The sequence below is a fragment of the Rhodobacter capsulatus genome (assembly GCF_003254295.1).
Lineage (GTDB): Bacteria > Pseudomonadota > Alphaproteobacteria > Rhodobacterales > Rhodobacteraceae > Rhodobacter > Rhodobacter capsulatus.
This window is the reverse complement of the sequence record NZ_QKZO01000008.1, coordinates 175,140-199,757: the sequence shown is the minus strand read 5'-3', so window position 1 is coordinate 199,757 and position 24,618 is coordinate 175,140. Positions and strand designations below refer to the sequence as shown.

General features: G+C 65.8%; 23 protein-coding genes and 3 pseudogenes. 17 read left to right on the top strand and 9 right to left on the bottom strand.

The genetic code is table 11. From position 1 onward, the window contains the following. Positions 1 to 31: 31 nt before the first annotated feature. Positions 32 to 496: a DUF411 domain-containing protein gene (locus LY44_RS13255; RefSeq protein WP_055211308.1), complete on the bottom strand. Its 465-nt coding sequence runs from the start codon at positions 494 to 496 to the stop codon at positions 32 to 34. Between the two features lie 37 nt (positions 497 to 533). Beyond that, positions 534 to 890 (bottom strand): hypothetical protein, encoded by a 357-nt coding sequence (locus LY44_RS13250; RefSeq protein ID WP_055256436.1) that lies wholly within the window; start codon positions 888 to 890, stop codon positions 534 to 536. A 299-nt stretch (positions 891 to 1,189) separates the two neighbouring features. Here LY44_RS13250 and LY44_RS13245 point away from each other — a divergent pair, with 299 nt between their 5' ends. From LY44_RS13245 to LY44_RS18020, 3 genes and pseudogenes are all read left to right on the top strand, one after another. Continuing rightward, the gene (locus tag LY44_RS13245; protein WP_055211314.1) at positions 1,190 to 1,609 is read left to right on the top strand and encodes a VOC family protein; all 420 of its coding nucleotides are present in this window, start codon (positions 1,190 to 1,192) and stop codon (positions 1,607 to 1,609) included. Positions 1,610 to 2,075: 466 nt separating this feature from the next. Next, positions 2,076 to 2,643: pseudogene (locus LY44_RS18320) on the top strand (Mu transposase domain-containing protein); the annotation flags it as partial. Between the two features lie 62 nt (positions 2,644 to 2,705). After that, a pseudogene (locus LY44_RS18020) lies at positions 2,706 to 2,966 on the top strand (ATP-binding protein); the annotation flags it as partial. 136 nt (positions 2,967 to 3,102) lie between these two features. Here LY44_RS18020 and LY44_RS13235 read toward each other — a convergent pair. The 3 genes from LY44_RS13235 to LY44_RS13225 all read right to left on the bottom strand — a co-directional run bounded on the left by LY44_RS13235 (position 3,103) and on the right by LY44_RS13225 (position 5,742). Then, positions 3,103 to 3,927: a universal stress protein gene (locus LY44_RS13235; RefSeq protein WP_081024467.1), complete on the bottom strand. Its 825-nt coding sequence runs from the start codon at positions 3,925 to 3,927 to the stop codon at positions 3,103 to 3,105. A 40-nt stretch (positions 3,928 to 3,967) separates the two neighbouring features. Next, the gene (locus LY44_RS13230) at positions 3,968 to 4,804 is read right to left on the bottom strand and encodes a universal stress protein (RefSeq protein WP_055211318.1); all 837 of its coding nucleotides are present in this window, start codon (positions 4,802 to 4,804) and stop codon (positions 3,968 to 3,970) included. Positions 4,805 to 4,881: 77 nt separating this feature from the next. Continuing rightward, a complete protein-coding gene (locus LY44_RS13225; RefSeq protein ID WP_055211320.1) occupies positions 4,882 to 5,742 on the bottom strand; it encodes a universal stress protein in 861 nt (286 codons plus the stop codon). Positions 5,743 to 5,866: 124 nt separating this feature from the next. On the opposite strand from LY44_RS13225, the gene LY44_RS13220 reads away from it, so the two are divergent. From LY44_RS13220 to LY44_RS13155, 14 genes and pseudogenes are all read left to right on the top strand, one after another. Next, positions 5,867 to 6,106 carry a helix-turn-helix domain-containing protein gene (locus LY44_RS13220; RefSeq protein WP_055211322.1) on the top strand — a complete coding sequence of 80 codons (240 nt, stop codon included), beginning with the start codon at positions 5,867 to 5,869 and terminating at the stop codon, positions 6,104 to 6,106. Then, positions 6,094 to 7,809 carry a cation:proton antiporter gene (locus LY44_RS13215; RefSeq protein WP_055211324.1) on the top strand — a complete coding sequence of 572 codons (1,716 nt, stop codon included), beginning with the start codon at positions 6,094 to 6,096 and terminating at the stop codon, positions 7,807 to 7,809. The genes LY44_RS13220 and LY44_RS13215 overlap by 13 nt, the downstream gene beginning before the upstream one ends. A gap of 115 nt (positions 7,810 to 7,924) precedes the next feature. Beyond that, positions 7,925 to 10,528, top strand: coding sequence for a cation-transporting P-type ATPase (locus tag LY44_RS13210; RefSeq protein WP_055211325.1), 2,604 nt, complete (start codon positions 7,925 to 7,927; stop codon positions 10,526 to 10,528). A gap of 608 nt (positions 10,529 to 11,136) precedes the next feature. Next, the gene (locus LY44_RS13205; protein ID WP_055211327.1) at positions 11,137 to 11,457 is read left to right on the top strand and encodes a patatin-like phospholipase family protein; all 321 of its coding nucleotides are present in this window, start codon (positions 11,137 to 11,139) and stop codon (positions 11,455 to 11,457) included. A gap of 3 nt (positions 11,458 to 11,460) precedes the next feature. Next, positions 11,461 to 12,840: a GntP family permease gene (locus tag LY44_RS13200; RefSeq protein WP_055211329.1), complete on the top strand. Its 1,380-nt coding sequence runs from the start codon at positions 11,461 to 11,463 to the stop codon at positions 12,838 to 12,840. Between the two features lie 84 nt (positions 12,841 to 12,924). Further along, a complete protein-coding gene (locus LY44_RS13195) occupies positions 12,925 to 14,796 on the top strand; it encodes an SLC13 family permease (protein ID WP_055211331.1) in 1,872 nt (623 codons plus the stop codon). A 298-nt stretch (positions 14,797 to 15,094) separates the two neighbouring features. Continuing rightward, entirely contained in the window at positions 15,095 to 16,021 is a 927-nt protein-coding gene (locus tag LY44_RS13190; RefSeq protein ID WP_055211333.1) for a nitric oxide reductase activation protein NorD, read from the top strand. A gap of 229 nt (positions 16,022 to 16,250) precedes the next feature. Then, positions 16,251 to 16,887: pseudogene (locus LY44_RS13185) on the top strand (tyrosine-type recombinase/integrase). A 397-nt stretch (positions 16,888 to 17,284) separates the two neighbouring features. Beyond that, positions 17,285 to 17,602 (top strand): BufA1 family periplasmic bufferin-type metallophore, encoded by a 318-nt coding sequence (locus LY44_RS13180; RefSeq protein ID WP_055211335.1) that lies wholly within the window; start codon positions 17,285 to 17,287, stop codon positions 17,600 to 17,602. 53 nt (positions 17,603 to 17,655) lie between these two features. After that, a complete protein-coding gene (gene bufB, locus LY44_RS13175; RefSeq protein WP_055211337.1) occupies positions 17,656 to 18,513 on the top strand; it encodes an MNIO family bufferin maturase in 858 nt (285 codons plus the stop codon). Continuing rightward, positions 18,500 to 19,240: an HvfC/BufC family peptide modification chaperone gene (locus tag LY44_RS13170; RefSeq protein WP_055211339.1), complete on the top strand. Its 741-nt coding sequence runs from the start codon at positions 18,500 to 18,502 to the stop codon at positions 19,238 to 19,240. Before bufB ends, LY44_RS13170 begins: the two co-directional genes overlap by 14 nt. Then, positions 19,237 to 19,671, top strand: a complete 435-nt coding sequence (locus LY44_RS13165; RefSeq protein WP_055211341.1) for a DoxX family protein — start codon at positions 19,237 to 19,239, stop codon at positions 19,669 to 19,671. Before LY44_RS13170 ends, LY44_RS13165 begins: the two co-directional genes overlap by 4 nt. Before the next feature lie 100 nt (positions 19,672 to 19,771). Then, on the top strand, positions 19,772 to 20,317 hold the full coding sequence (locus LY44_RS13160; protein WP_055211343.1) for a sigma factor: 546 nt from the start codon (positions 19,772 to 19,774) through the stop codon (positions 20,315 to 20,317). A gap of 4 nt (positions 20,318 to 20,321) precedes the next feature. Beyond that, a complete protein-coding gene (locus tag LY44_RS13155; RefSeq protein WP_055211345.1) occupies positions 20,322 to 20,963 on the top strand; it encodes an NrsF family protein in 642 nt (213 codons plus the stop codon). Positions 20,964 to 21,124: 161 nt separating this feature from the next. On the opposite strand, the gene LY44_RS13150 is transcribed toward LY44_RS13155, so the two are convergent. From LY44_RS13150 to LY44_RS13135, 4 genes are read right to left on the bottom strand one after another with little or no spacing between them, the layout of a single operon-like run. After that, positions 21,125 to 21,955: a metal ABC transporter permease gene (locus LY44_RS13150; RefSeq protein ID WP_111396030.1), complete on the bottom strand. Its 831-nt coding sequence runs from the start codon at positions 21,953 to 21,955 to the stop codon at positions 21,125 to 21,127. Next, positions 21,955 to 22,809 carry a metal ABC transporter permease gene (locus LY44_RS13145; protein WP_055211348.1) on the bottom strand — a complete coding sequence of 285 codons (855 nt, stop codon included), beginning with the start codon at positions 22,807 to 22,809 and terminating at the stop codon, positions 21,955 to 21,957. Before LY44_RS13145 ends, LY44_RS13150 begins: the two co-directional genes overlap by 1 nt. After that, positions 22,806 to 23,660: a manganese/iron ABC transporter ATP-binding protein gene (locus LY44_RS13140; protein WP_055211350.1), complete on the bottom strand. Its 855-nt coding sequence runs from the start codon at positions 23,658 to 23,660 to the stop codon at positions 22,806 to 22,808. The genes LY44_RS13145 and LY44_RS13140 overlap by 4 nt, the downstream gene beginning before the upstream one ends. Beyond that, positions 23,657 to 24,544, bottom strand: coding sequence for a metal ABC transporter substrate-binding protein (locus LY44_RS13135; RefSeq protein ID WP_055211352.1), 888 nt, complete (start codon positions 24,542 to 24,544; stop codon positions 23,657 to 23,659). The genes LY44_RS13140 and LY44_RS13135 overlap by 4 nt, the downstream gene beginning before the upstream one ends. Positions 24,545 to 24,618 lie beyond the last annotated feature (74 nt).

Genomic DNA, 24,618 nt, shown 5'->3' with positions numbered 1-24,618 from the left:
AACCCGCAGGGCGCCGCAGTCCGGGCGGCGTTCAGGCCGCGTCGTAATGGGCAAACACCCGGGATTGCCCGCCGGTGGTGATCAGATGCACGTCATAGGCCTCGCGCTGAGCCTCGGGGCCCATGCCGGGGGCACCAAGCGGCATGCCCGGAACCGCCAGCCCCAGCGCCGCGGGGCGCTCGGCCAGCAGTCGGCGGATGTCGGCGGGGGGAACGTGGCCCTCGATCACATAGCCCCCGACCCGGGCGGTGTGGCACGAGCGCATCGGCTCGGGGATGCCGCTTTGCCCCTTGAGCGCCTGCAGCGCGTCATAGTCGATCACCTGTGTCGTCACGGCAAAGCCGTCAGCGCGCAGAATATCGATCCAGGCCTCGCAGCAGCCGCAATCGGGATCCTTGACGACAGTGATCGCCACTGGCGCGGCGGCGCGCAGCGGTGCGCTGGCAAGGCACCCGGCGACAAGGGCCAGAACGGTGCGGCGGGAAAGTTTGGTCATGATGATCTCCGGTTCAAGAATGGGAACGTGGCGAAGATCAGATGCGCGGCGGCGGCCCCTCCGGTTCGGGGGAAAGCAGCGCCAGCCGCAACGGAACCGCAGGCGGGACGAGCCGCGAGACGCGCTCGGCCCTTGCGGCGGGCTGCATCGGTTCGGGCGTCAGCGAGGCGCCCAGACAATGCTGCAGGCAGCCTTCCGGCGCGAAGGTGGTGGTCTTGGGCGAAGGTTTCGCATCGGGGACCATCGCATGATGGCCCGCGCCCCTATCCTGCGTGCAATCGGCGCCGGGATGCGGACAGGCCTCCGGCGCGGCGACCACGGGCGCAGCCGAGCCAAGCGCCGCCAGAAAGACGGCAATCAGGCTGAGGCGAAGCAGGGCGCACAGAATCCGCATGGGCACAGCATGGCACGAGTCGTGGGCGCTGTCAGGTGACGATTTCAGGAGCGATGCGTTGCGGCAATCCCGGTTCCCTTCAGCCATGACGCCGCGGCATCACGGTCAGCCCCGGATCTCGCGCTGGTGCTGACCGGGGCGAATGTGGGCAAGGCTTCCCGCCGCCGCTGGGCCAGCCGCGCGCGGGGCCCCGAAGCTGGCGCTGGACCGAAACGTCGCAGGGGGCGGTCCAGCCCTTACCGATCCTTCGGAATTGTGCCTAGCTTCGCCCCAGCCTGCACTGAAAGGGATGCACAGCAATGCAACTGCACCGTGGCCGCCTGATCGATCACATTCAGCTTGTGGTGCGCGACCTGCCCGCAAGCGAGAGCTTCTACACGGCGGTGATGTCCGTCCTGGGGATCCCGGTTCTTCACACCGGGAATGGCTATTTCATAGTCGACGAGCTTGTCGTGTCTTCCGCCGACAGCCCGGCCGCTTCGGGCGCGCTGACGGGGCGGCACCATCTGGCCTTTCAGGCGCAGGATCGGGAAACCGTTGATGCGTTCTACCGCGCGGCCTTGGCGCATGGCGGGCGCGACAATGGCGCCCCCGGCATCCGGGCCTATCACCCGGGATATTATGCCGCCTTCGTGCTGGATCCGGATGGCAACAACATCGAGGCGGTCTATCAGGGCGCGGCGCAGCGTAGCGCGCCTTCGGTCACCATCGCGTTCTAGGCAGCGTTGATCTAGGCATCAGACAGCGGCGCGTGACCGGGCCGCGGCCCCTCCGCGCGCGGAATCGGGTGATACAAACCGTCCTGTAAGCCGTTGATTTTCATAGCCCCGAAAAACCACGCTGATACAGCTTAAGACGCTGATCGCGCTTGATTATTGCGGTCCCTCCAGGCCTACCACTACCCTTTGATTGTTGCTGCCAATGAAGCATAAACGTGCTCACTTTTGCACTTTTCGTGCTCACCGTTGTCAAAAAAAAAATTTCGACGGAAGTCCCTGCAATTTCTGGGGATGGACGCGCAAAGCCCTGTAAAAGCGTGATTTTCTGAGGCGAAAAGCGACGCGCTAAACGCCTGCCGCGCCGTCCCGGCACCGCTTGCCCCATTTTACGGATCTTGCGAGATCTTGCGGCGCAGGGCCGCCTAGGCCGAAGTGCGCAGGAACAGGCGTCCAAAATGTGGCGGGGATCGCTCTGGACTATCATGTCGAGATGGACAGCTCCTGGTATTCCGTGCCCTTCGGCCTGATCCGGGAAGAGGTGGATGTCCGCATCAGCCGCGACATCGTGGAGATCTTCCATAAAGGTCAGAGGGTTGACAGTCATCTTCGCCGCCCGGGGCGGCGAAGCCATGTGACGCTGCCAGATCACATGCCCTCGTCACACCGAAGGCACGCCGAATGGACCGCCGATTTGACTGGGGCCCGGATGCTGGCGCAGGCCGCCAAGCTGGGTCCATCGGTCATCGCCTTTTGCGAGGCCGTCATGGCCGCCAGGCCACATCCCGCGCAGGGCTTCCGAACCTGCCTCGGGGTTCTCGCCCTCGCCAAGAGCTACGACGCGACGCGTCTGGATGCGGCCTGTCGGCTGTGGACTTGCCATCCAGACCCGATCCCCCGTTTTGATCTGGGCCTCGGTCCGGTCGATCCTGAAGAACGGGCTCGACCGGGCCTTCCTCGAGGATCGACCCGAAGACCGCCCCCAGATCTGGCCCCTGCATCACGCCAATATCCGTGGGCAGGGCCATTACCACTGAAGAGGAGAAGACGGATGTTGACCCACCCCACTTCCGAGCGCCTCACCGCGCTCGGCCTGGCCGGAATGGCACGCGCGCTGGACGAACAGCGCCGCGCCGGCCCCACCTTCGAGGCGCCCGGCTTCGAGGATCGCCATGGCCGCGGCTCCACCATCGTCACAAGCCAGCTCCCCGTCGATCACTGGCACGAGGCTAGCGGAGATCCCACCCTCGCCGACGCCATCCTGGATCGTCTCGTCCACAATGCCCATCGACTGCAACTCTCAGGCGAAAGCATGCGCCGCAAAGCTATGAAACCCCTTGACCCGGGCCTCAAGCCCTGACCTCATGAGCCTGTCGATCAGCCTGCCCGCGACCGGGAAATGGCTGCCCCAATCCCGCGAAATGCGCACGGTACCCGCCTACATCACGCAAGGCGCAAGCGGACCCCATGCGGCCGTGGCCCTTAACTTCGACCGTTCATGCCCGCGCAACCAAGACGTCACATGGCGGTGTGACGATCAGATCGGTGACGAAGCTCCCCAGCACATTGGGCACGAAACCGCTGCGTGTGTGGGCGCCCACAGCGATCAGATCCGGTCGGTCGACCGTCAGTCTGGCCATGATCTCCGAGAGGTAGCCACTGATGATCTCTATGTTGATCGGGTCTGGGCGTTGATCAAAGCTTGCCTGCCAGCGGTCGCGCTCCGCGGTGGCCTCCGCACAAAGTTCGCGGGCCATCGCGCTGCCGGGGCCGTCGCCGGTCAGACCCGAAAACGGGATCGGCACGGCATGGAACGAGCGAAGTTCTGCGCGCGGGGCAATGGCGCGGACCGCCAGCAGGGCGCTGGCACAGCTTGGCGAGAAGCAGACGGGCGCAAGGACCCGCGCATAGTCATGATCGGCGGGATTTCGAACCAGAAGGACCGGGCGCTGTGTGGCGCGCACGATCCGGACCATGGTGGTTTCCCGGATCAGGTCCAGCAAGGGTCGGCTTCGGTGAAGCCCAAGGACGAGCAGCGCGGCATCCCGGGCTTCCGCTTCCGCCTGGACGGCGGCATGGACATCGCCGGCGATCACATCGAAGGTCACATCCTGACCGGGTGCGGACGCGCTATCCACAAAGCGCATCAGGCGCGCGGCGACTTCGGCTTTGCGCGTCGCAAGAAGGTCGGACGGAAGGTCGTCGTCGATGACCGATATGATATGGCAAGGAAGGTTCAATACCCTGCCAAGCCGAAGGGCGCGCTGGACAGCGCGGTCTGACCGGATCGACAGGTCGGTAGCAGCAAGAATGCAGGTCATTTCATCTCCCTTTGCGGTGGAACTGGGGGCGGACGCGCGATCAGTGTGCCATGAGAACTGGCAACCTCAGATCACTGAGGATGCCTTTCGTCGCTCCGCCCAGCACGAAATCGCGTAGCCGGGAGTGACCGAACCCTCCCATCGCCAGAAGCTGCGCATCTTCCCTGATCGCCCTATCCTGAAGCGTCCTTGCCACCGACTTGCCCTCCAGCCCGAGGGTGACCGCCTTGGCGGCAAACCCGCGTGCCTCAAGCGACTTGGCAAGGGTCTCGGCGATGCCGACGCCACTGAGCCTCTTCTCATCATTTACGGTCAAGACCGTCACGCGTCCACCATCCGCCAGGAGCCGCAGCGCATCGCCAAGCGCGCGGGCCGCAACACGGCTTTCATCCCATGCGATCGCGATGTGATCGACGCGCGCGACGTTCGCGGACGGAGGCACGAGGACAACCGGGAGCCCGGTGCCGAAAACGAGCGACTGTGCCATGTCTTGCGTCGAAGCCGAGTCAGGGGACCATGGCGTGAGCGCGAGATCGAAATAGCGGGACTCGGTGGTGGCCCAATCCAGCGCCGCGCCCATCACCGGCTGGTGGTGGACAAAGGTAACGTCCCTGCTGTCTCTTGCGGCGGCCTCAATCAAGGCACGCAGCCGGTCGCATTCTGCCTTGCTGCGGTCTTCGATAGCGCAAGCCATCCCTTTGACATTTATCAGGAATCCGCCCAGCGGTGAGGCGACGGGGGGAATGTTCACCGCGAAAGTGGCGACGTGCATCCTGCAATCCAGCGTCCCGGCCAGACCGATGGTCGCCAAGGTTGCAGCGTCTGAAGGGCCTTCGGGACAGGTATTCAAGGGAATGTAGGCGATGCGCTCAGCCATGAAGGGATTTCCTTTTCGGTTCAAGTGACTGACACGCGATGCGCTGAGCGGGTCGCGCCCGTTCTTCGGGATCGACGTCAGACAATTACGGTAGGCATGACGAGGACGTCACATTGGGCGTCCCTAAGCACCTGCTGCGCCACGCTTCCCAGGACCATGCGGGCGGCGGCCCCCTTTCCTTGCGTCGAGACGACGATCAGATCCGCATTCAACACTTCGGCCGTCTTGAGGATCTCGCGCGCGGCCGTTGTCTCTTCGTGGCGCACGACCGCCTCGGCGTGACCGACCCCGGCACGCGCGATGAATTGCGCCAGATCCTGCCACGCTTCGCGCGAAAGGCCCTCCAGGTAGTCGTGCCGTCCTTCCTTGCTCATGCTGGCGGACATGGCGAGGCGCAGCGCGGGTGCGTCGAACACATGGAGGATCGAGCGCATTGCATCGCCCGCGATCCCGGCCGCGAGAAAACGGGTCAGGGCGTTGCCCGCTTGCTCGGAAAGGTCCGTCGTCATCAGCACATGGCGCCAGGGGCCAACAGGAGGACCGTTCGCCATCATGATCGGGCAATGCACCGCACGGATCGCGCGCTCCGCCGTCGTGCCGACAAAAGCATCGCGAAGAACCTGGCGGCGATGCGGCCCGATCACGAGAAGGTCGGGACAGGGGGTTCCTGCCGCCTTGAGGATGCCGGCAAACGGGTCATCCAGCAGAACCTCGGTCGTGCAAGCGACCCCGTCCATGTCCTTCAAGGTCCGGGCCATCTCGCCCAGAAGGTGCCGAGCGTCGCTCACCTCGTGATCGACGATCCGGCGTGGCCGATCGTCGTCGATCACATGCACGATCTCGAGCGCGGCCCCGTGCTGGCGGGCCAGAATCACCGACCGGCGCAAGGCACGGTCGGAGCGTTCGGAGAAATCCGTGGCCAACATGATGCGTTGCATGGCTCGCCCCTGCTATTGGTCATGGCAAAGCTAAACACGCTCGGCAAAATTACAAATTGATATGAATCAATAAAAAATGACACAACATCTCTATTCTTGACGAAACAGCACATGACAGAACCAAATGCCAAACGATCAGTATCAGACCATCAAGGAAGTCGCGGACCGCCTGAAGGTCGCCGAGGCGACCGTGCGGCACTGGGTCAAGGAGGGGCAGCTTCGCGCCATCGACATCGGCAAGGGCTGGCGCATCGCCGATTCCGACCTGGCCGACTTCCTGCTGTCGCACCAGACCGCACCAAAGAAGCCGCGGGCGGGCATGACCGGCGGCGCCCCTGACGGGGATCCCGGATGCCGGAGCTGACCACATTTGCCGAGGTGGCCCTGCTGCTGGTCATGGCCGCCGCCATCGGCCTTGTCGGCACGCTTGCGCGGCAGCCGCTGATCGTAAGCTTCATCGCCGTCGGGATGATCGCGGGGCCATCGGTGCTGGATGTCGTTCACTCGGACGCGCAGATCGACCTTTTGTCGGAACTCGGGATCGCGGTTCTGCTGTTTCTGGTTGGCATCAAGCTGGACGTCAAACTGATCCGGTCGCTGGGGGGGGTCTCGGTGCTGACGGGGCTGGGGCAGGTGATCTTCACCGCTTTCTTCGGCTACATGATCGGCCTGGGGCTGGGGCTGGGTCATGTCACCAGTCTCTATGTCGCGGTGGCGCTGACCTTCTCCTCGACCATCATCATCGTCAAGCTTCTGTCCGACAAGCGCGAGATCGACGCGCTGCATGGCCAGATCGCGCTTGGTTTCCTGATCGTGCAGGATCTGGTGGTCGTGCTGGCAATGATCGTGCTGTCGGCAATCGGCATCGGAGCTGCGGAGGGCGGGCATGGCGGCGGGTCGGCGGTGCGCGTGCTTGCGTCCGGGCTGGCCCTTCTGGCGGCGGTCGTCCTGTTCGTGCGCTATGCCGCCAACCCGCTGACCGGAAGGCTGGCCCGCGCGCCCGAACTGCTGGTGATCTTTGCGATCGCGCTTGCAGCCATGTTTGCCGCGATCGGCGATGCCGTGGGCCTTGGCAAGGAGGTCGGCGGCCTGATGGCAGGCGTTGCCCTTGCCTCGACACCCTACCGTGAGACGATTGCCGCCAGGTTGGCGCCGCTGCGCGACTTCCTTTTGCTGTTCTTCTTCATCGCGCTCGGCGCCACGCTGGACCTGTCGCTTCTGGGCAGCCATGTGACCGGGGCCGTCGTCTTCTCGCTCTTCGTCCTGATCGGCAACCCGTTGATCGTGCTCGCCATCATGGGGGCGATGGGGTATCGCAGCCGCACCGGGTTCCTGGCCGGGCTGACCGTGGCGCAGATCAGCGAATTCTCGCTGATCTTCGTCGCCATGGGCGTGTCGCTTGGCCATGTGACCGAGGATGCGCTTGGCCTTGTCACCATGGTCGGGCTCGTGACCATTGCGGTCTCGACCTACATGATCACCTATTCGCACCAGCTTTATGCGTTGTTCGCGCCGCTGCTTGGCATCTTCGAACGCAGGGGCAGCCCGCGCGAACCCAGCGAAACCGGCGCCCATGCGGCGCGCGGCTACGAGGTCATCGTCGTCGGATTGGGTCGTTTCGGCACAGCCATCGGCTTGCGTTTGAGGAAGCGCGGCATGCGGGTGCTGGGCGTGGACTTCAACCCGCAGGCGGTGCGGCGGTGGCGCGATCTTGGGCTTGAGGCGGAGTTCGGTGACGCCTGCGACCCCGAGTTTGTGGCCGAACTGCCGTTCCGGGGGGCCGAGTGGATGGTCTCGACGGTCCCGATCCATCCAACCGGCCTCAGCCACGAAGACCCACGCCGGACCCTGATCCAGCTGGCCCGGTCCGCCGGGTTTGCGGGGCAGATTGCCGCAGCGGCGCATGGTTCGGGCGACGCGGTTGTCCTGACCGAAGCGGGCGCCCAGCTGGTCCTGGAGCCGTTCCAGGACGCGGCTGACCGTGCGGTCGAGCTCTTGTGCGGAGCCACCGAAGAACAGCGAACCACGTTCCCCGAGATCGCCTCCGAGGGTCGGGAAACGGGGTGATCTCGTTCAACACCTCTGGAACGAAAGGACGAAAGCCATGAGAAGACTTGCTGGCAAGGCCGCCATCGTGACCGGGGAGCGGTTGGTATCGACGGCGGCGACAGGGCGTGATGACATGACACTGATCCACGCCCACACGATCCCCGCCGCACAATGCCTTGCGGCACTGGACGCCACGCACGATGGCCTGACCACCGCCGAGGCAAATGACCGTCTGACGAAGTTTGGCCCGAACCGGCTGCCCGAAGCGCGGGGGCGCGGGCCGCTGCTGCGGTTCTTGCTGCAGTTCCACAATGTGTTGATCTATGTGCTCCTTGGCGCTGCGGTGGTGACCGGGGTCTTGCAGCACTGGATCGATACCGGGGTCATCCTGGCCGTCGTGCTGGCCAATGCGGTGATCGGCTTTGTCCAGGAGGGCAAGGCCGAGGCGGCGATGGCCGCGATCCGCAACATGCTGGCACCGAAGGCGGCCGCGCTGCGTGACGGAAGCCGGGTGACCGTCGACGGGGCCGATCTGGTGCCGGGCGACATTGTTTTGCTGGAAGCGGGGGACAAGGTGCCTGCCGACCTGCGGGTGATCGAGGCGCGAGGCCTTGCGGTGCAGGAGGCGATCCTGACCGGGGAATCCGTGCCGGTGGAAAAGGGAACAACGCCCGTCGCCGCCGATGCCGCCCTTGGCGACCGTCGGTCGATGCTGTGGTCGGGCACACTGGTCACGCAAGGGACCGCGCGGGGGCTGGTGGTGGCCACGGGGGCGGGCACCGAGATCGGCCGCATCGGCGGTCTGCTTGCCGATGTGGAGCAACTGACCACCCCCCTTGTCGCTCAGATGGACCATTTCGCGCGCTGGCTGTCGTTCCTGATCCTGCTTTGCGCAGCACTTCTGCTGGCCTATGGCTATTTCGTCGGCCACTTGCCCTTTGCCGATCTGTTCATGGCGGTTGTCGGTGTGGCGGTGGCGGCCATCCCCGAAGGCCTGCCAGCCGTGATGACCATCAGCCTCGCCATCGGCGTGCAGGCGATGGCACGCCGGAACGCGATCATCCGCCGCCTTCCGGCAATCGAGGCCATCGGCTCGGTCTCGGTCATCTGCACCGACAAGACCGGCACGCTGACCCGCAACGAGATGGTGTTGGCCGCCGCCGTGACCCCGGAGGGCAGCTTTGCCATCGCAGGCGAGGGTTACGCCCCGGAAGGGGCGATCACACCGGCGGGCGATCTGGGGCAACTGGCGCTTGCCGCCGCCCTTTGCAACGATGCGCGACTGCACCGCAAGGACGGGGCCTGGGCGGTGGAAGGCGACCCGATGGAGGGCGCGCTGCTCGCCTTTGCGGGCAAGGCCGGGGTCGATCAGGCCGCAAGGCGGCTGGATGCGATCCCCTTCGACAGTCGCCATCGCTTCATGGCCGTGCTGACCGAAGGCGCGGCCGGACGCCTGACCCATGTGAAGGGCGCCCCCGAACGTGTCTTGCGGATGTGCGCGGGGCTCGATCTCGACCACTGGCAGACCCGCTCCGAGTCGTTGGCCGGCAAGGGGCTTCGGGTGCTGGCCCTCGCGCAACGGGCTGAAGCCGGCGACAGCATCGATCCGGCCTCGCTGGAGGGCGGGCTGACCTTCCTTGGCCTTGTCGGTCTGATCGACCCGCCCCGCCCCGAGGCCATCGCCGCCGTCGCCGAATGCCGGGCCGCAGGCATCCGCGTCAAGATGATCACCGGTGACCATGCCGGAACCGCCGCCGCCATCGCGCGCCAGATCGGGTTGGAGAACCCCGACCGCGTGCTGACCGGCCGCGACCTTGACAGGCTCGACGACGCGCAACTGGCGCTGGAGGTGGCGGGCACCAGCGTCTTTGCCCGCACCAGCCCCGAGCACAAGCTGCGCCTTGTGACCGCGCTGCAGTCCCACGGCCTTTCGGTCGCCATGACCGGGGACGGGGTGAACGACGCCCCCGCGCTCAAACGCGCCGATGCGGGCATCGCCATGGGGCAGAAAGGGTCCGAGGCTGCGAAAGAGGCCGCCGATCTGGTCCTGGCCGATGACAATTTCGCCTCCATCGCCGCTGCCGTGCGCGAGGGGCGGACGGTCTGGGACAACCTTCAGAAGGTGATCAGCTGGACCCTGCCCACCAATGCGGGTGAATCCATCGTCATCGTGCTGGCCCTCATTCTGGGTCTTGCCCTGCCGATCACCGCCGTGCAGATCCTGTGGATCAACCTCATCACCGCCATCACCCTGGGGCTGGCCCTTGCCTTCGAGCCGACCGAGACCGGCACCATGGCCCGCCCGCCGCGCCCCCGCCAGGCACCGATCCTGTCGGGCGGGTTGGTCTGGCATGTCATCCTTGTCGCCACCCTGTTCCTGGCGGCCGTCTTCGGCGTCTTCACCTACGCCATGGACAAGGGTTACCCGCTGGCATTGGCGCAAACAATGGCCATGAACACGCTGGTGGTGCTGGAGATCTTCCACCTTTTCTTCATCCGCAACATCCACAGCACCTCGTTGACCTGGGCCGCCTTACGCGGGACGAAGGTGGTCTGGGCCGTGGTGATCGTCGTCACCGCCGCACAATTCGCCGTCACCTATATCCCGGTGCTGCAATCGGTGCTCGGAACCGAAGCAGTCTCCCTGTTCGACGGGCTGCTCATCCTCGGGACTGGCGCCGCCTTCTTCGCGATCATCGAAATCGAGAAGCAGATCCGACTGGGGTTGAAATCATGACCTGACCCGCAATACCGAAAGTCCGCTCGGGCGCCGCGCCGGACCCAGCCCCGACAGGCGTGAGGCAGACGGATGCAGGCCCTCCTGCCGCCGATGATGCCTGTGGCGAACCAGTGCGGCCGGACGAAGGGGCTCGTCCCGGACCTGGAGGCCATTCCAGAGCGACCGGATAAAGCATCTGGCGACCTCGCAGCTTGAAACGGCGGTCAAGCAAAGGCCCGGAGCGCGCCGCCAGGGACTTTCCGCAGCATTCGCGACACGACCCGTCGTCAACCGGGAAATCGGCGCCATCATGCTGGAAAAGGCAGAGAGTGTCGGCAGTTATGATGTGATCGACGAAATCGCGGGGCGCGTGCCGGCAAATGGTGGCCGGGCGACGTCAGGATATCCCGCAAGGGGGCGAACGGGCCGTGATCCTGCGCTGCGCCATCTGACACAGCGTCGCGAAGGCGACAAGGACTTCGGGCCAGCGGGGACCTTGGCCCTTGTCGTGTCGCGGGTCGTCCGGAGCCGCCGGTTTTCTGACGGTTCAGTGCGCCTGTCTTTGGGGCATCGTTGCCGGATCCGCTATTTTTCAGTATAATGCTGCAATGCGGCAGGGAGGTGGCATGGGCAAAGTCAATACGTGCAAGAACATCAACCTGGCCCTTCAGGGTGGCGGATCTCATGGCGCATTGACCTGGGGCGTTCTGGATCGGCTTCCGAAGGACGACAGGCTTGAGATCGCTGAAATCAACGGCGCAAGCGCCGGGGCGATGAACGTCGTTGTGCTGGCGGATGGATTCGAGCGCGGCGGGCGAGAGGGCGCGCGGGCCGCGCTGGAAGGCTATTGGCGTATGATCAGCGAGGTGGCGCAGGCCTCGCCCTTGCCGCACAGCCCCCTTGACCGGTTGCCGGGGCGTCTCGGCCTCGATGCTTCCCCCGGCTAGGCGATGATCGGTATCCTTGTCATCCTCCTGGCCCTTGGCGCCCTGATTTATTTCGCCTATCGCGGCCTGAGCCTTCTGTTACTGGCCCCCGCGATGGCAATGCTGGCGGTGTTGTTTGCCGAGGGTGGGCCGTTGCTGGCCAGCTATACGCAGATATTCATGCAGGCCACCGGTGGGTTCATCATCCAGTATTTCCCGCTGTTCCTGCTGGGTGCGGTGTTCGGCAAGCTGATGGAGGCGTCGGGCTCGGCGCGGGTTCTTGCCGATGGCATCATTCGCGGGTTGGGGCCAAGCCGGGCAATCCTGGCGGTGATCCTGTCCTGTGCGGCGATGACCTATGGCGGCGTGTCGCTGTTTGTCGTGGCCTTTGCCGTCTGGCCCATCGCATCGGCACTGTTTCGGGAGGCAGACCTGCCCCGGATGCTGATTCCCGCGACCATCGCTCTTGGGGCATTCACCTTTACCATGACCGCGCTGCCGGGCACGCCCGCCATCCAGAACGCGATCCCGATGCCCTATTTCGGCACCACGCCCTTTGCCGCGCCGGGCTTGGGGCTGATAACCGGGGCGCTGATGTTGGGTTTGGGCTGGGGCTGGCTGGAGTACCGCGCGCGTGCGCTTGGTCCGGGCTATGGGGATCTGTCCGAAATTGACCCCGAACCCGAAACTGGCGATGCACCCGGATTGGCGGTGGCGGCCGCTCCCCTGTTGCTTGTGCTGGCACTGAACCTCGGCTTTACCTTCCTCGTGATACCGGCGATGGACACCGGCTATCTGGCGCTGCCCGAATTCGGCGCAACCGACGCGGATGCGCTGCGCGGGGTATGGTCTATCATCGCCGCTTTGACCCTGGCCTCGCTGGCGTTGGTGGGCATGAACTGGCGGCGGCTGGCGACAGGACTGTCCGAGACGCTGGACGACGGCGCCAGGAACGCGTTGAAGCCGATTTTCAACACCGCAAGCCTTGTGGGCTTCGGCGCCGTGATCGCCTCGCTGTCGGCCTTCGGCCTGATCCGCGACTGGGTGGTCACTGTAGGCGGGGATAACCCGCTGATCTCGCTGGCGGTCGGCACCAGCCTTCTGGCCGGAATGACGGGATCGGCCTCGGGCGGAATGTCGATCGCGCTCTCGACCTTGGGCGAGACCTATCTGGCCATGGGGCAGGCTGCCGGCGTGTCGCCCGACCTTCTGCACCGGGTGACCGCGGTTGCGACGGGCGGGCTGGATGCGCTGCCGCATAACGGGGCCGTGATCACGCTGTTGACCATCTGCGGATTGACACACCGGGAAGCTTACCGGGATATTTTCGTCGTCGCCGTGGCGATCCCCGTGGTTGCGCTCGTGGTCCTGGTGGTTTCAGGCACGATGCTGGGCAGTTTTTGACGACCAGGTGACAGCAGGTAGCCTGTTGCGGCGGATGGCCCACTCCGATCTGGTCGCGCCAAGGCAATCTTCGGGAGACACTGCATGACATCCCCACAACTGCTGTTCTTCGGAATTCTTGCGGCGACGATGGCCCTCTTCCTTTCGGGTCGGCTTCGACATGACGTGGTGGCGCTGGCAGCACTGATGGCCTGCATTCTTTCCGGGCTGGTGTCGTCCGAGGAGGCCTTTGCTGGCTTTGGCCACCCTGCCGTGATCACGGTGGCCTGCGTCCTGGTCCTGAGCCAGGGATTGCAGAACACCGGCGCGATGGATTGGCTGGCGCGCGGTGCGCTGCCGCCTGAGGCCGGGCGACTGCCGAGCCTGGTCGCGTTGATGGGTCTGGGCGCGTCAATGTCGGGTTTCATGAACAACGTGGGCGCCATGGCGCTCCTGATGCCGGTTGCGGTGCGACTGTCAGGACGGCTCGGCCTGACGCCGGGGCAGGTGCTGATGCCCCTCGCCTTCTGCACCCTTCTTGGCGGCATGACCACGCTGGTCGGCACACCGCCCAACCTGATTGTCTCCGGTTTTCGGGACGAAGCTGGCCTGGGGCATTTCGCCATGTTCGACTTTGCGCCCGTGGGTGTTGCGGTGGCCGCTGCGGGCACCCTCTTCGTCGCCGCCATCGGATGGCGTCTTGTGCCAGCGCGCAAATCCCTTTCGGGTGGCGGGTTTGACACCGGCAGTTACCTGACCGAGGTCCGGATCACGGAGAAGAGCAAAGCGGTCGGCCTGAGCCTGCGGGACTTCGAGCGTGCCCTCGAGCCCAGCGGCGCCCAAGTCGTGGGACTGGTGCGCAACGAGGTCCACATGTTCGCCCCGCGTGGCGGCCGCCGTCTGCAACCGAATGACATCCTGGTTCTGGAGGCCGATGTCGACGCGGTGGCCAAGACGCTTTCGGTGTTCGGGCTCCGGCTGGAACAGCAGGGATCATCCTTTCCTGATGCCCCGCCCGGGACAAGAGCGCCGGACAGCTCGCCCGACACGATCAGCGCCGAGGTCTTGTCGGGCGGTGACGAAGACCGGAACGAGGCCCGGGGCCGCGCCGCACGCGAAGACGATATCCTGCTGTGCGAATTTGTGGTGCTGCCGGGGGCCAATATCGTCGGAAGGACGGCACGCCAGTTGCACCTGCGCTCTCGCTACGGTTTGAATCTGCTGGCGGTCTCGCGCCATGGAACGCCGCCCCGCGAAAGGCTCGGATCACTTCCGCTGAAATCTGGCGATCTCTTGCTGATGCAAGGCCCTGCGGAGGTCATGGCCGATTTCATCAATGACGCAGGCTGCGTTCCGCTGGCTGAACGGGAATTGCGCATTCCACAGCGTCGCATGGCCATCATCGCCGGGGCCATCCTGTTGGGCACAGTTGGAATCGTGACGCTTGGGTGGCTGCCTGCCGCACCGGCCTTCATGCTGGGCGTTCTGCTGTCCATGCTGCTGCGCACAGTGCCGCCACGCCAGGTCTATTCCGCGATCGACTGGCCGGTGATCGTGCTTCTGGCGGCGCTGATCCCGGTGGCAGGTGCGATGCAGACCACGGGCGCCGCCGACCGTCTGGCAGAGGTCCTGGTCGATGTGATAGCACAAGGCAATCCCATCGCCGCTTTGGGAGTGGTGCTGGTCACCACCATGTTCCTGTCAGATGTGATGAACAATTCTGCCACCGCGGCGGTGATGTGCCCGGTCGCCATCGGTATCGCGGAAAATCTGGAGGTCAGCCCCGACAGCTTCTTGATGGCCGTCGCCATCGGCGCGTCCTGTGCGTTCCTCACTCCCATCGGCCACCAGAACAATACGCTGATCCTGGGCCCTGGCGGATTTCGGTTCGGCGACTACTGGAGGCTCGGCCTGCCGCTTGAAGGGCTGGTCGTCGGCGTCAGCATCCCCCTGCTGCTGATCGTCTGGCCATTGTAGAGCCTCCACGGCGCTGCGATAATGGGGCGGGTCAGGGAGATATCCTCAAGCTCGCCGACGGCAAACGCTCTGTCGTGGTGCCGCCGACTTTCTTTGCAGGCGATTTCATCCAATTGCGTCAGGCGCGAAGACCAGGTGAGACGGGGGACCGTTTTGGCATGACGACACCTGAGACACCGCACCGGGTGAAGTCCGCCGATCGCCATATCCTGATCGGAACCCTGACAGCTGCGCCCCTGGCGATCACCTGGGTCATTCTCGAATTCCTGTTCGGTCAGCTTGCCCGGGCGGCTCGGTCATGGGTCTCGGCCCTGGCCGGAACTCCCTCAGCCCCGAACATCCGGTTCTGGCGCGGATGCGCCGGGTGCTGGAGGCGCTGCAGCCGCGGGGCGTGCAAAGGCTGCGGCGGCTCGAAGACGGCGACGAGCTGGATCTGAATGCCGCGATCAGTGCCGCGGTCGACCGGCGGCTGGGCCGTCAGCCCGACCCGCGGGTGATGATGCGCCAGCGCCGGGTCACACGCGACGTGGCGGTGCTGCTCTTGCGCGACCTCTCGGCCTCGCTCAACGATCCCACGGGGGCCGAGGGCACGCCCCTTCTGGATCTGACCCGCGCCGCCACCGTGCTGATGGCCGAAGCCGTGGATCGCGTCGGCGATCCTTTCGCCCTGCACGGCTTCTGCCCGGACGGGCGGCACGATGTGTTTTATCAGCGTTTCAAGGACTTCAGCGAGGACTGGGGTCCGATGGCCAAGGCCCGGCTGGCGGGGATGGAGGGGCAGCTCTCCACCCGGATGGGGGCGGCGATCCGGCATGCGGGCTGGCATCTGGGCCAGCAGCGCGCGGCGCTCAAGCTGCTATTGGCGCTGACCGACGGGGCGCCCGCCGATATCGACGAACGCGCCCCCGCGCATCTGCGCCACGACGCCCGCGTCGCGGTGACCGCGCGGGCGCGTCAGGCGTGCAGCCCTTCTGCCTCAGCCTCGATCCCGCGGCGGATGCCTATGTGGCGCAGATCTTCGGGCCGCGCGGTTACCAGATCCTGGACCGGGTCGAGCGCCTGCCCGAACGCCTGCCGCGCCTTTACGCCGGGCTCGCCCGCTGAGCGGAGTTGCAGGGATCGGTCGCGCCACGACCCACGGGACCACCTGCGGCGAGACAGTTCTTGGCCGTTTGTACTTCGAAAGGGGCGTTGTCGCTGCGCATTCGCGCGGCGGCTTTCGTGAACGCTGCCGATCCGCAAGATTGGTCTGTGCCCGAATGCAAGGGGCAATAGGCGTCGGTCGCGCCAGAGGCGACTTGTTGCCCGCAATGTCCGCAACCAGCGCAGTTCGTCGCTTCCTTAGCGAAGCGCAAATGGACCCTATCGCCCATTGCCGCGGTGCAATGCCGCAACCTCTCCGGCGGCTCGGCGGAGCCGAGGACGTGGTGGGCGTGGCGGAGAGGAGTTCCGTCATGACCATTGAACCCCTACCCGCTCTTCGCCCGGTCCGCGCGCCGTGGAACAAGAGCCGCATCATCGGCCAAAAGCTTCCGCTGCAGCCAAAGCATGTCTGGTCTATCCGCGTTCGATTGGAAATGGCCGACAATCGGCGTGACCTTGCCCTGTTCAACAGGACCGTCGACAGCAAACTCCGGGGCTGCGATCTGGTCGGCCTCAGGGTGAGCGACGTCTATGCAGCCGGTCACGTCAAGGAACGTGCCTCGGTGACCCAGAGCAAGACCCGAAAACCCGTCCGCTTCAAGATCACCGAGACCACGCGACTGGCGCTGGAACGGTGGATCAAGGATCCCGAAAGGGTCGGCAGCGACTATCTCTGGCCCAGCCGCGTTCACGCCAGCCCGCACCTGTCGACACGCCAATATGCCCGGATCATGCGCGACTGGGTTCTTTCGATCGGGCTCGAGCCCAGTGTCTATGGCACGCATTCGATGCAGCGCACGAAGGTTGCGCAGATCACCAAGAAGACCGGAAATCTGGCGCCGTGCAGCTGCTCCTGGGCCACGACCCAAGATGGACAGCACCGTTCGCTATCTGGGTGTCGATCTGGAAGATGCGCTTGGCGTGAGTCTGGATGATCTGACGGAGTAACGTCGACCCTCAGCCGCCGGTCGGCCCTCCCGCCATAGGCCGCCGAAGCGGTCACCCGATCCGCCTGCAGCGATAGGCGGTCGCAGCCCATTCCGACCTTTCGCGCGGGGCGCGGCGGAAGGCTTCGTGCAAGTATGACGGTGGGTTGCCGCCCGTGAGGGTGCTGCATCGGCTGTTCCATCCATCCACTTTTTGACTGCGCTTGGCCCGCAGGCACGTCCTGCGGTAAAATTTTGCGGAGGCCTCGGCGCGCCGACCGGCGGGGCAACGGCCGTGCGATCTCTGAACCTGCGCCCGCCGATCACGGCTGCGTGAGGACTGTAACGAAGGCAGCGGCGGCTGCGAACTGTAAGGGGAAGGGCAAGGGAGCTCTTCGCAACCCACAGGGAGACAGACCATGACCGCATCCCCCCCCCGCCGCGCTTCGCATTTCGCCCTTGCCGCCACGCTTGCGGGCGCGCTTGGCGCGATGGCGGCGCTGCCCGCGCAGGCCGAGACCATGGAAAAATGCTTCGGCGTCGCGCTGGCCGGGCAGAACGACTGCGCCGCGGGCCCCGGCACCACCTGCGCCGGCACTTCGAAAGTCGATTACCAGGGCAATGCGTGGAAGCTCGTGCCCGCGGGCACCTGCATGACGATGGAACTGCCCGCCGGTGCCGATGGCATGGCCCGGCACGGCGCCTTGATGGCCCTTGATCGCGACATCGCCTCGTAACCCTGCGTCGAGGCGCGGGCATTCCGCGCCTCCCTTGCCCGAGGAGGTTTTCCATGATCCATCTGCCCGCCTGCCTGCCCCGAACCGCCGGTCTTGGCTTCAAGCCCGCGCATTTCGAGCAGATCCGTGCCGACCGCCGCCGCGTCGGGTTCTTCGAAATCCATGCCGAGAACTACATGGGCGCGGGCGGCCTGCCCCATGCGCAGCTCACCGCGCTGCGGGCCGATCATGCGCTTTCGGTGCATGGGGTGGGGCTGTCGATCGGCGGCGCCGCGCCGCTGGACCGCGATCATCTGGCCCGGCTCAAGACCCTTTGCGATCGGTATGCCCCCGAAAGCTTCTCCGAACATCTGGCCTGGTCAAGCCATGACGGCGCCTATCTGAACGACCTTCTGCCGCTGCCCTATACCGAGGAAACCCTGACCACCGTCTGCGCCCATGTCGATCAGGTGCAAGAAACACTCGGGCGGCAGATGCTGCTCGAGAACCCCGCCACCTATGTGCTGTTCGCGCAATCGACGATCCCCGAGACCGAATTTCTGCGCATCATCGCCACCCGCACCGGCTGCGGGCTGCTGCTCGATCTCAACAACCTCTTCGTCTCCTGCAGCAATCACCGCCGTGATCCCCGGGCGATGATGGCCGATTTCCCCCTTGGCGCCGTGGGCGAAATCCATCTGGGCGGGCACGCGGTCGAGCACCTGCCCTCGGGGCCGCTCTTGATCGATGCGCATGGCAGCCCGGTCGCCGATCCGGTCTGGGCGCTTTACGCCGAAACGATCCGCCGCACCGGGCCGCTGCCCACGCTGATCGAATGGGACAATGACCTGCCCGACTGGCCAACTCTTGCCGCCGAGGCCGACCGTGCCACCGAGATCCTTGCGCGCGAGGTCTGCCATGAGCCCGCATGACGCAACCCTTGCGCGGTTCGGCGCAGCGCTGCGGCACGGCGCGGCCCCGCCAGAGGTCACCGCATCCGATCCCGCCGAAGTCGCGCGCCGCTTTGCGGTCTATCGCAACAATGTCAGCTTCAGCCTCTGCGCGGCGCTCAGGACACGCTTCCCGGTCATCGCCCGCCTTGTGGGCGCAGAGTTCTTCGCCGCGCTGGCGCGGGACTTCATCGCGGCGCATCCGCCGCAAAGCCCGGTGCTGCACGAATGGGGGGCGGCTTTCCCGGACAGTCTCGACGCCTGCGCGCCGCTCGCGGCCTTTTCCTATATGGGCGATGTGGCGCGGATCGAATGGGCGCGGGGACTGGCCTTTCATGCCGCCGATGCCGCGCCGATTGCCCCCGCGCGGCTGACCGGGGCCGATCCGGCAAGGCTGCGTCTGGCCTTGCACCCGTCGGTGATCCTCCTGCCCCTTGCCTCCCCCGCCGTCGCGATCTGGGCCATCAACCAGCCGGGCGCCGAGGCCGGGCCGGTCCATTCCGGCCCGGAAACCGCGCTGATCCTGCGCGACCGCGCCTTTGACGTGCCGGTTCGTGCGATCGCCCCGGCCGAGGCCGCGCTGATTGCAGCGCTTGGGCGCGGCGAGACCTTGCTGCAGGCCGCAGCCCATGCGCCCGAACTTGACCCCACCGCGCTTCTGGTCGCGCTGATGCAGGCGGGCGCGCTTTGCGAAAGAGCCGGGCCGTGAGGGCACTGATCCGACTGAACGCGGCTTTGGCCCGGGTGCCGCTTGATCTTGTGCGCATCGCCTTGCGGCTCTTTCCCGCCTTCGTCTTCTTGCAATCGGGCCGCACCAAGGTGGAGGGCGTCACGATCAAGCCTTCGACTTATTACCTGTTCGAGCACGACTACGCCCTGCCGCTGATCCCGCCCGAGATCGCCGCGCCTCTCGCCACCAGTGCCGAGCATCTTCTGCCCGCGCTGATGATCCTGGGGCTCTTCACCCGGGTTGCGGCGCTTGGCCTGATCGGCATGACCGCGGTGATCGAAATCTTCGTTTATCCCGAGGCCTGGATTACCCATGGGCTCTGGGCCTCGGCGCTGCTGGCGCTGGTCGTGCTTGGCCCCGGGCGGCTTTCTCTGGACCGGGCGCTGGGGTTTGAGCCCGGGGGGCGCTGAGATGGACCTGGCGCTGCCCCCGGCCCAAGCGCTGCGTTGCCCCGCGTCCCCGAGATCGGATAGGCTTGGCGCAGCGCGCCCGGCGCGGTCGGAGGGAGAGATGGCGGATCACGACGACTGGGCCGATCTGCTGCGTCGCGCCAATGCGGATGACGGCGCAGATGCGCGGGCGGCGCTGGCGCAGTTCCTGCGCGCGGTCAGCCCGGCCATCCGCACCATCCTGCGCGCCCGGGGCGGTGCGCTGCCGCCCGATCAGCACGAGGACGTGCTGCAAGAGGTGCTCTTGGCGCTTCACCTCAAGCGCCACAGCTGGCGCCCCGAGGCCCCGGTGCGGCCCTGGGTTCATGCCATCGCGCGCTACAAGCTGATCGACGCCTGCAGGCGGCGCGGCACCGCGATCCATGTGCCGATCGAGCCCTTTGTCGAGACGCTCGAAGACCCGCATCACGTGCCGCCGCTGTCGGGGCGCGATGCGGAGCGGCTTCTGGCGCGGATCGACGCGCGCTCGGCCGCGCTGGTGCGGGCCGTGACGCTGGAGGGCGAAAGTGCCGAGGCGGCCGGGGCGCCGCTTGGCCTTTCGGCGGGGGCCTCGCGGGTGGCGCTGCACCGCGCGCTTTCCCGCCTGCGCCAGATCGTGAAAGGATGAGACCATGACCACGCCCGATCAGACGAATGCCTTCATCGACCGGCTGGCCGCCGCGCCCGCCCCCGCGCCGCTGCGCCCGGCCCGCGTGATCGGCCTTGCGCTGGCCGGATTGGCGGCGGGATTGGCCGTGCTTTATGCCACCCTCGGCCTGCGGGAGGGACTGCTGGACACGCTCTCGACCCCCGTCGTCGCGGCCAAGACGCTTGTGCCGCTCCTGCTGGGTCTGCTGGCGCTTTCGGCCACGTTCGCCAGCACGCGACCTGCTGCGCGCATTCCGCTTTGGCCGCTGGCCGCACCGCTTGCCCTCGCGCTTGGGCTTTTTGTTGCGCGGGCGCTGACAACGGCGCCGGATCGGCTGCAGACCGAGCTTTTGGGACAGACGGCGGGCGCCTGCCTGCTCTCGATCACATCGCTTTCGCTTTTGCCGCTTGGCCTTGGGCTTGCGGCGCTGCGCCCGGGCGCCTCGACCCGACCGCGGCTGACCGGCGCCTTGGCGGGGCTCTCCGTCGGGGCCTTTGCCGTGGCAGGCTATTCGCTGCATTGCCCCGAGGATTCGCCGATGTTCTATGTGACCTGGTATGGCGGCGGCATCGCGCTTTGCGCAGCCCTCGGCGCTGTGGCCGGACGACGGCTCTTGCGCTGGTAAGGCCATCCCGTCATGGGGGGACGCCGGGGTGACCTTCGACCGGAGGCGACCGCAGCTTCGCCCGGGACCACGGCACAGATCCCGGCCGCGCGACCGTCGCGGGCATGGCGGCGCCGATACGTCCCCGCGATCCGGCGCCCGGCAACGGGGGGCAACGGCTCTCAAGCCGATCGTCGGACCCGACGTTCGCGCCGCCCTCGGAGCACGAGCGCCGCAAGGAACATGCCCGTCAGGACCAGAACGATGGTTGGCGCGGGACCTGCATCGAGCCGGAAGGCCACGTAGATCCCGACGATCCCGGCGATCAGCGCAACGGCGACAGAGGTCACCAACATCGCCGCGAAGCGCCGCGTCAGCAGAAAGGCGATTGCGCCCGGGGCGATCAGATAGGCCACCGACAAGATGATCCCCACCGACGACAGCATCGCGACGATGGTTGCCGACAAGATCGCCAGCAGCCCGTAATGCAGCCACCCCGTGCGCAGCCCGATCATCCGCGCCTGGGCCGGATCGAAGCTGTAAACGAGGAAATCGCGCCATTTCACGCTGAAAACCAGCACGACGCCCGCCGCGATCAGCCCGGCGGTCCAAAGATCCTGCGCGCCCACGCCCAGCATGTTGCCAAACAGGATGTGATCAAGATGCAGCGCGCTGTCGATCTGGGTGTAGATCACGACGCCCAGACCGAACATGCCGGAGAACACGATGCCCATCACCGTATCCTGCTTGATCCGCGAATTGTCCTTGATGACTCCGGTTGCGACCGCGCAGAGCAGCCCGGCAAGAAACGCGCCGACGATCAGCGGGATACCGGCAAGATAGGCGAGAACGACGCCCGGCAGAACCGCGTGACTTGTGGCATCGCCCATCAGCGACCAGCCCTTGAGCACGAGAAACGTGCTCAGCATCGCGGCGGCGGGGGCGATCAGCGCCATGATCAGGAATGCGTTCTGCATGAAGGGAAACTGGAAGGGCAAGAGAAGATCCTGCATCACGGGCTCTCCTTCAGGGCCTGACGGGAGCGGGCGCGCGCGGCAAGCATCCCATGCTTGGGCGCAAGGACGAGCGCCGCCAGAAAAAGAGCGGTCTGCAGGCAGACGATCACGCCGCCCGTCGCCCCGTCGAGAAAATAGCTCAGATAAGCGCCCGCCGCGGAGCTCAGCGCGCCGATCATCACCGACAGCGCCAGGAGCCGCGGGAAACGATCGGTGAGCAGATAGGCCGTCGCCCCCGGCGTCACCACCAGCGCGATCACCAGAAATGCCCCCACGGTCTGCATCGCCGCCACCGTCGAGGCCGAAAGCAGCGTGAAAAACAACACTTGCAGCGCCCCCACGTTCAGCCCGATCGTCCGGGCATGGGCCTCGTCGAAGAATATGGCCATCAGGTCGCGCCATTTCACCGTCAGCACCGCCAGCGACACGCCGCCGATGATCAGCAGCTGCACCGTATCCCCGGGCGAGATCGCAAGGATATTGCCCATGGTGATGGTCTGGATCGAGACCGCCATCGGGTTCAGCGACACCATGAACAGCCCCAGCCCGAAGAACGAGGTGAAGATCAGCCCGATCACCACGTCCTCCTTCAACCCCGAACGCTGGCGCAGGAACAGCATCGCCAGCGCCGCAAGCCCCCCCGAGAGAAACGCGCCGAGGGCGAAGGGCAGGCCCAGCATGTAGGCCCCCGCGACACCGGGCACGACCGAATGCGAGAGCGCATCGCCGATCAGCGACCAGCCCTTCAGCATCAGATAGGCCGACAGGAAGGCGCAGACCGCCCCGACAAGGGCAGAGACCCAGATCGCATTGGTCATGTAGCCGTATTGAAAAGGTTCGAGCCAGATCATGACCGCTCCTTCACGGTGCGGGTGCGATCATCATAGATCACCAGCGGGCGCTCATCGTCCGAAAAGACCTCCAGCTTGCGCGGATCGCTGTCGTCATGCAGATGCGCTCCGTCCAGCATGAAATGGCGCAGCACGCCCCCGAAAGCCGCGCGCAGTTTTTCCGCCGTGAAGACCTCTGCCGTCGGCCCGAAGGCCAGCACCGTCCCCTTCACCAGAACGACCCGGTCGCAGAATTCGGGCACCGAGCCAAGGTTGTGGGTGGCCACCAGCATGACCCGGCCCTCGGCGCGCAGCTCGCACAGAAGCGCGATGATCTGCTCCTCGGTCCCGACATCGACGCCGGCGAAGGGCTCGTCGAGCAGGATCACCTGTGCGTCCTGCGCCAATGCGCGGGCGAGGAAGACGCGCTTTCTCTGGCCGCCCGACAATTCGCCGATCTGGCGGTTGCGGAATTCGGTCATGTCGACGCGGGACAGGGCGGCGGCGACCGCCGCGTGATCGGCGGGGCGGGGGCGACGGAAAAACCCCATGTGGCCGTAGCGGCCCATCATCACCACATCCTCGACCAGCACCGGAAAGCTCCAGTCGACCTCTTCGGCTTGCGGCACATAGGCCACCGATTGCGTCTTCATCACCTCGCGCACCGGGCGGCCAAGAATTTCGATCCGCCCGGCCGCAACCGGAACAAAGCCCATCAACGCCTTGAAAAGGGTTGATTTTCCGGCTCCATTCACGCCAACAAGCGCGGTGATCGTGCCGCGCGGGATCGCGAAGCTGGCATCGCGCAGCGCGGTATGGCCGTTGCGATAGGTGACCGTGACGCCGGTCGCGCGGAGGCCGTCTTCGATCATGGCTGCAAGCCTTTCACGATCGTCTCCGAGGTCACGCGCAACAGGTCGAGATAGGTCGGCACCGGCCCGCCGGGCTCGGAGAGGCTGTCGACGTAAAGCACGCCGCCATATTGCGCGCCGGTTTCGCGCGCGACCTGCCGGGCGGGCTTGTCGGAGACCGTGCTTTCGGAAAAGACCACCGGAATGCGGTGGGCGCGCACCGTGTCGATCACGGCCCGCACCTGCTGCGGCGTGCCTTGCGCGTCGGCATTGATCGGCCAGAGATAGACCTCCGTCAGACCGAAATCCCGCGCAAGATAGGAGAACGCCCCTTCCGAGGTCACCAGCCAGCGACGATCTTCGGGCAGCGCCCGCGCCGCCGCGCGCAGCGGACCGATCACGGCGGCAATCTGCGCCTTGTAGGCCGCGGCATTGGCGGCATAGGTCCCGGCATTTCCGGGATCGGCTGCGCTCAGCGCGGCGCGGATATTGTCGATATAGAGTTCCGCCGATGAAAGCGCCATCCAGGCATGGGGGTTGGGCTTGCCGTCATAATCGCCCCCCGCGATCGAGATCGGTTCGATTCCGTCAGAGATCGTCGCGGCCGGCACGTCCCGCAGATTGGCGAGGAACTGCTCGAACCATCGTTCCAGGTTGAGCCCGTTCCAGAGGATCAGATCGGCATCCTGCGCGTTCACCAGGTCCCTCGGCGTGGGTTGATAGCCGTGGATCTCGGCACCGGGCTTGGTGATCGAGACCACCTCGGCCGCATCGCCCGCCACGTTCTGCGCCATGTCCGCGATCACCGTGAACGTGGTGACCACCTTGAGCTTGTCCTTTGCGCCCGCGGGCCCGGCCAGCACCAGCGCCGTTGCCATGCCCAGTAGAAATCTTCTGCCGATCATTTGCGTGCTCCCCTGCATGTTTGCCGCAAGTCTATCTGAGAATCATTTGCATCTGTAGTCGCAAATGCAAATCA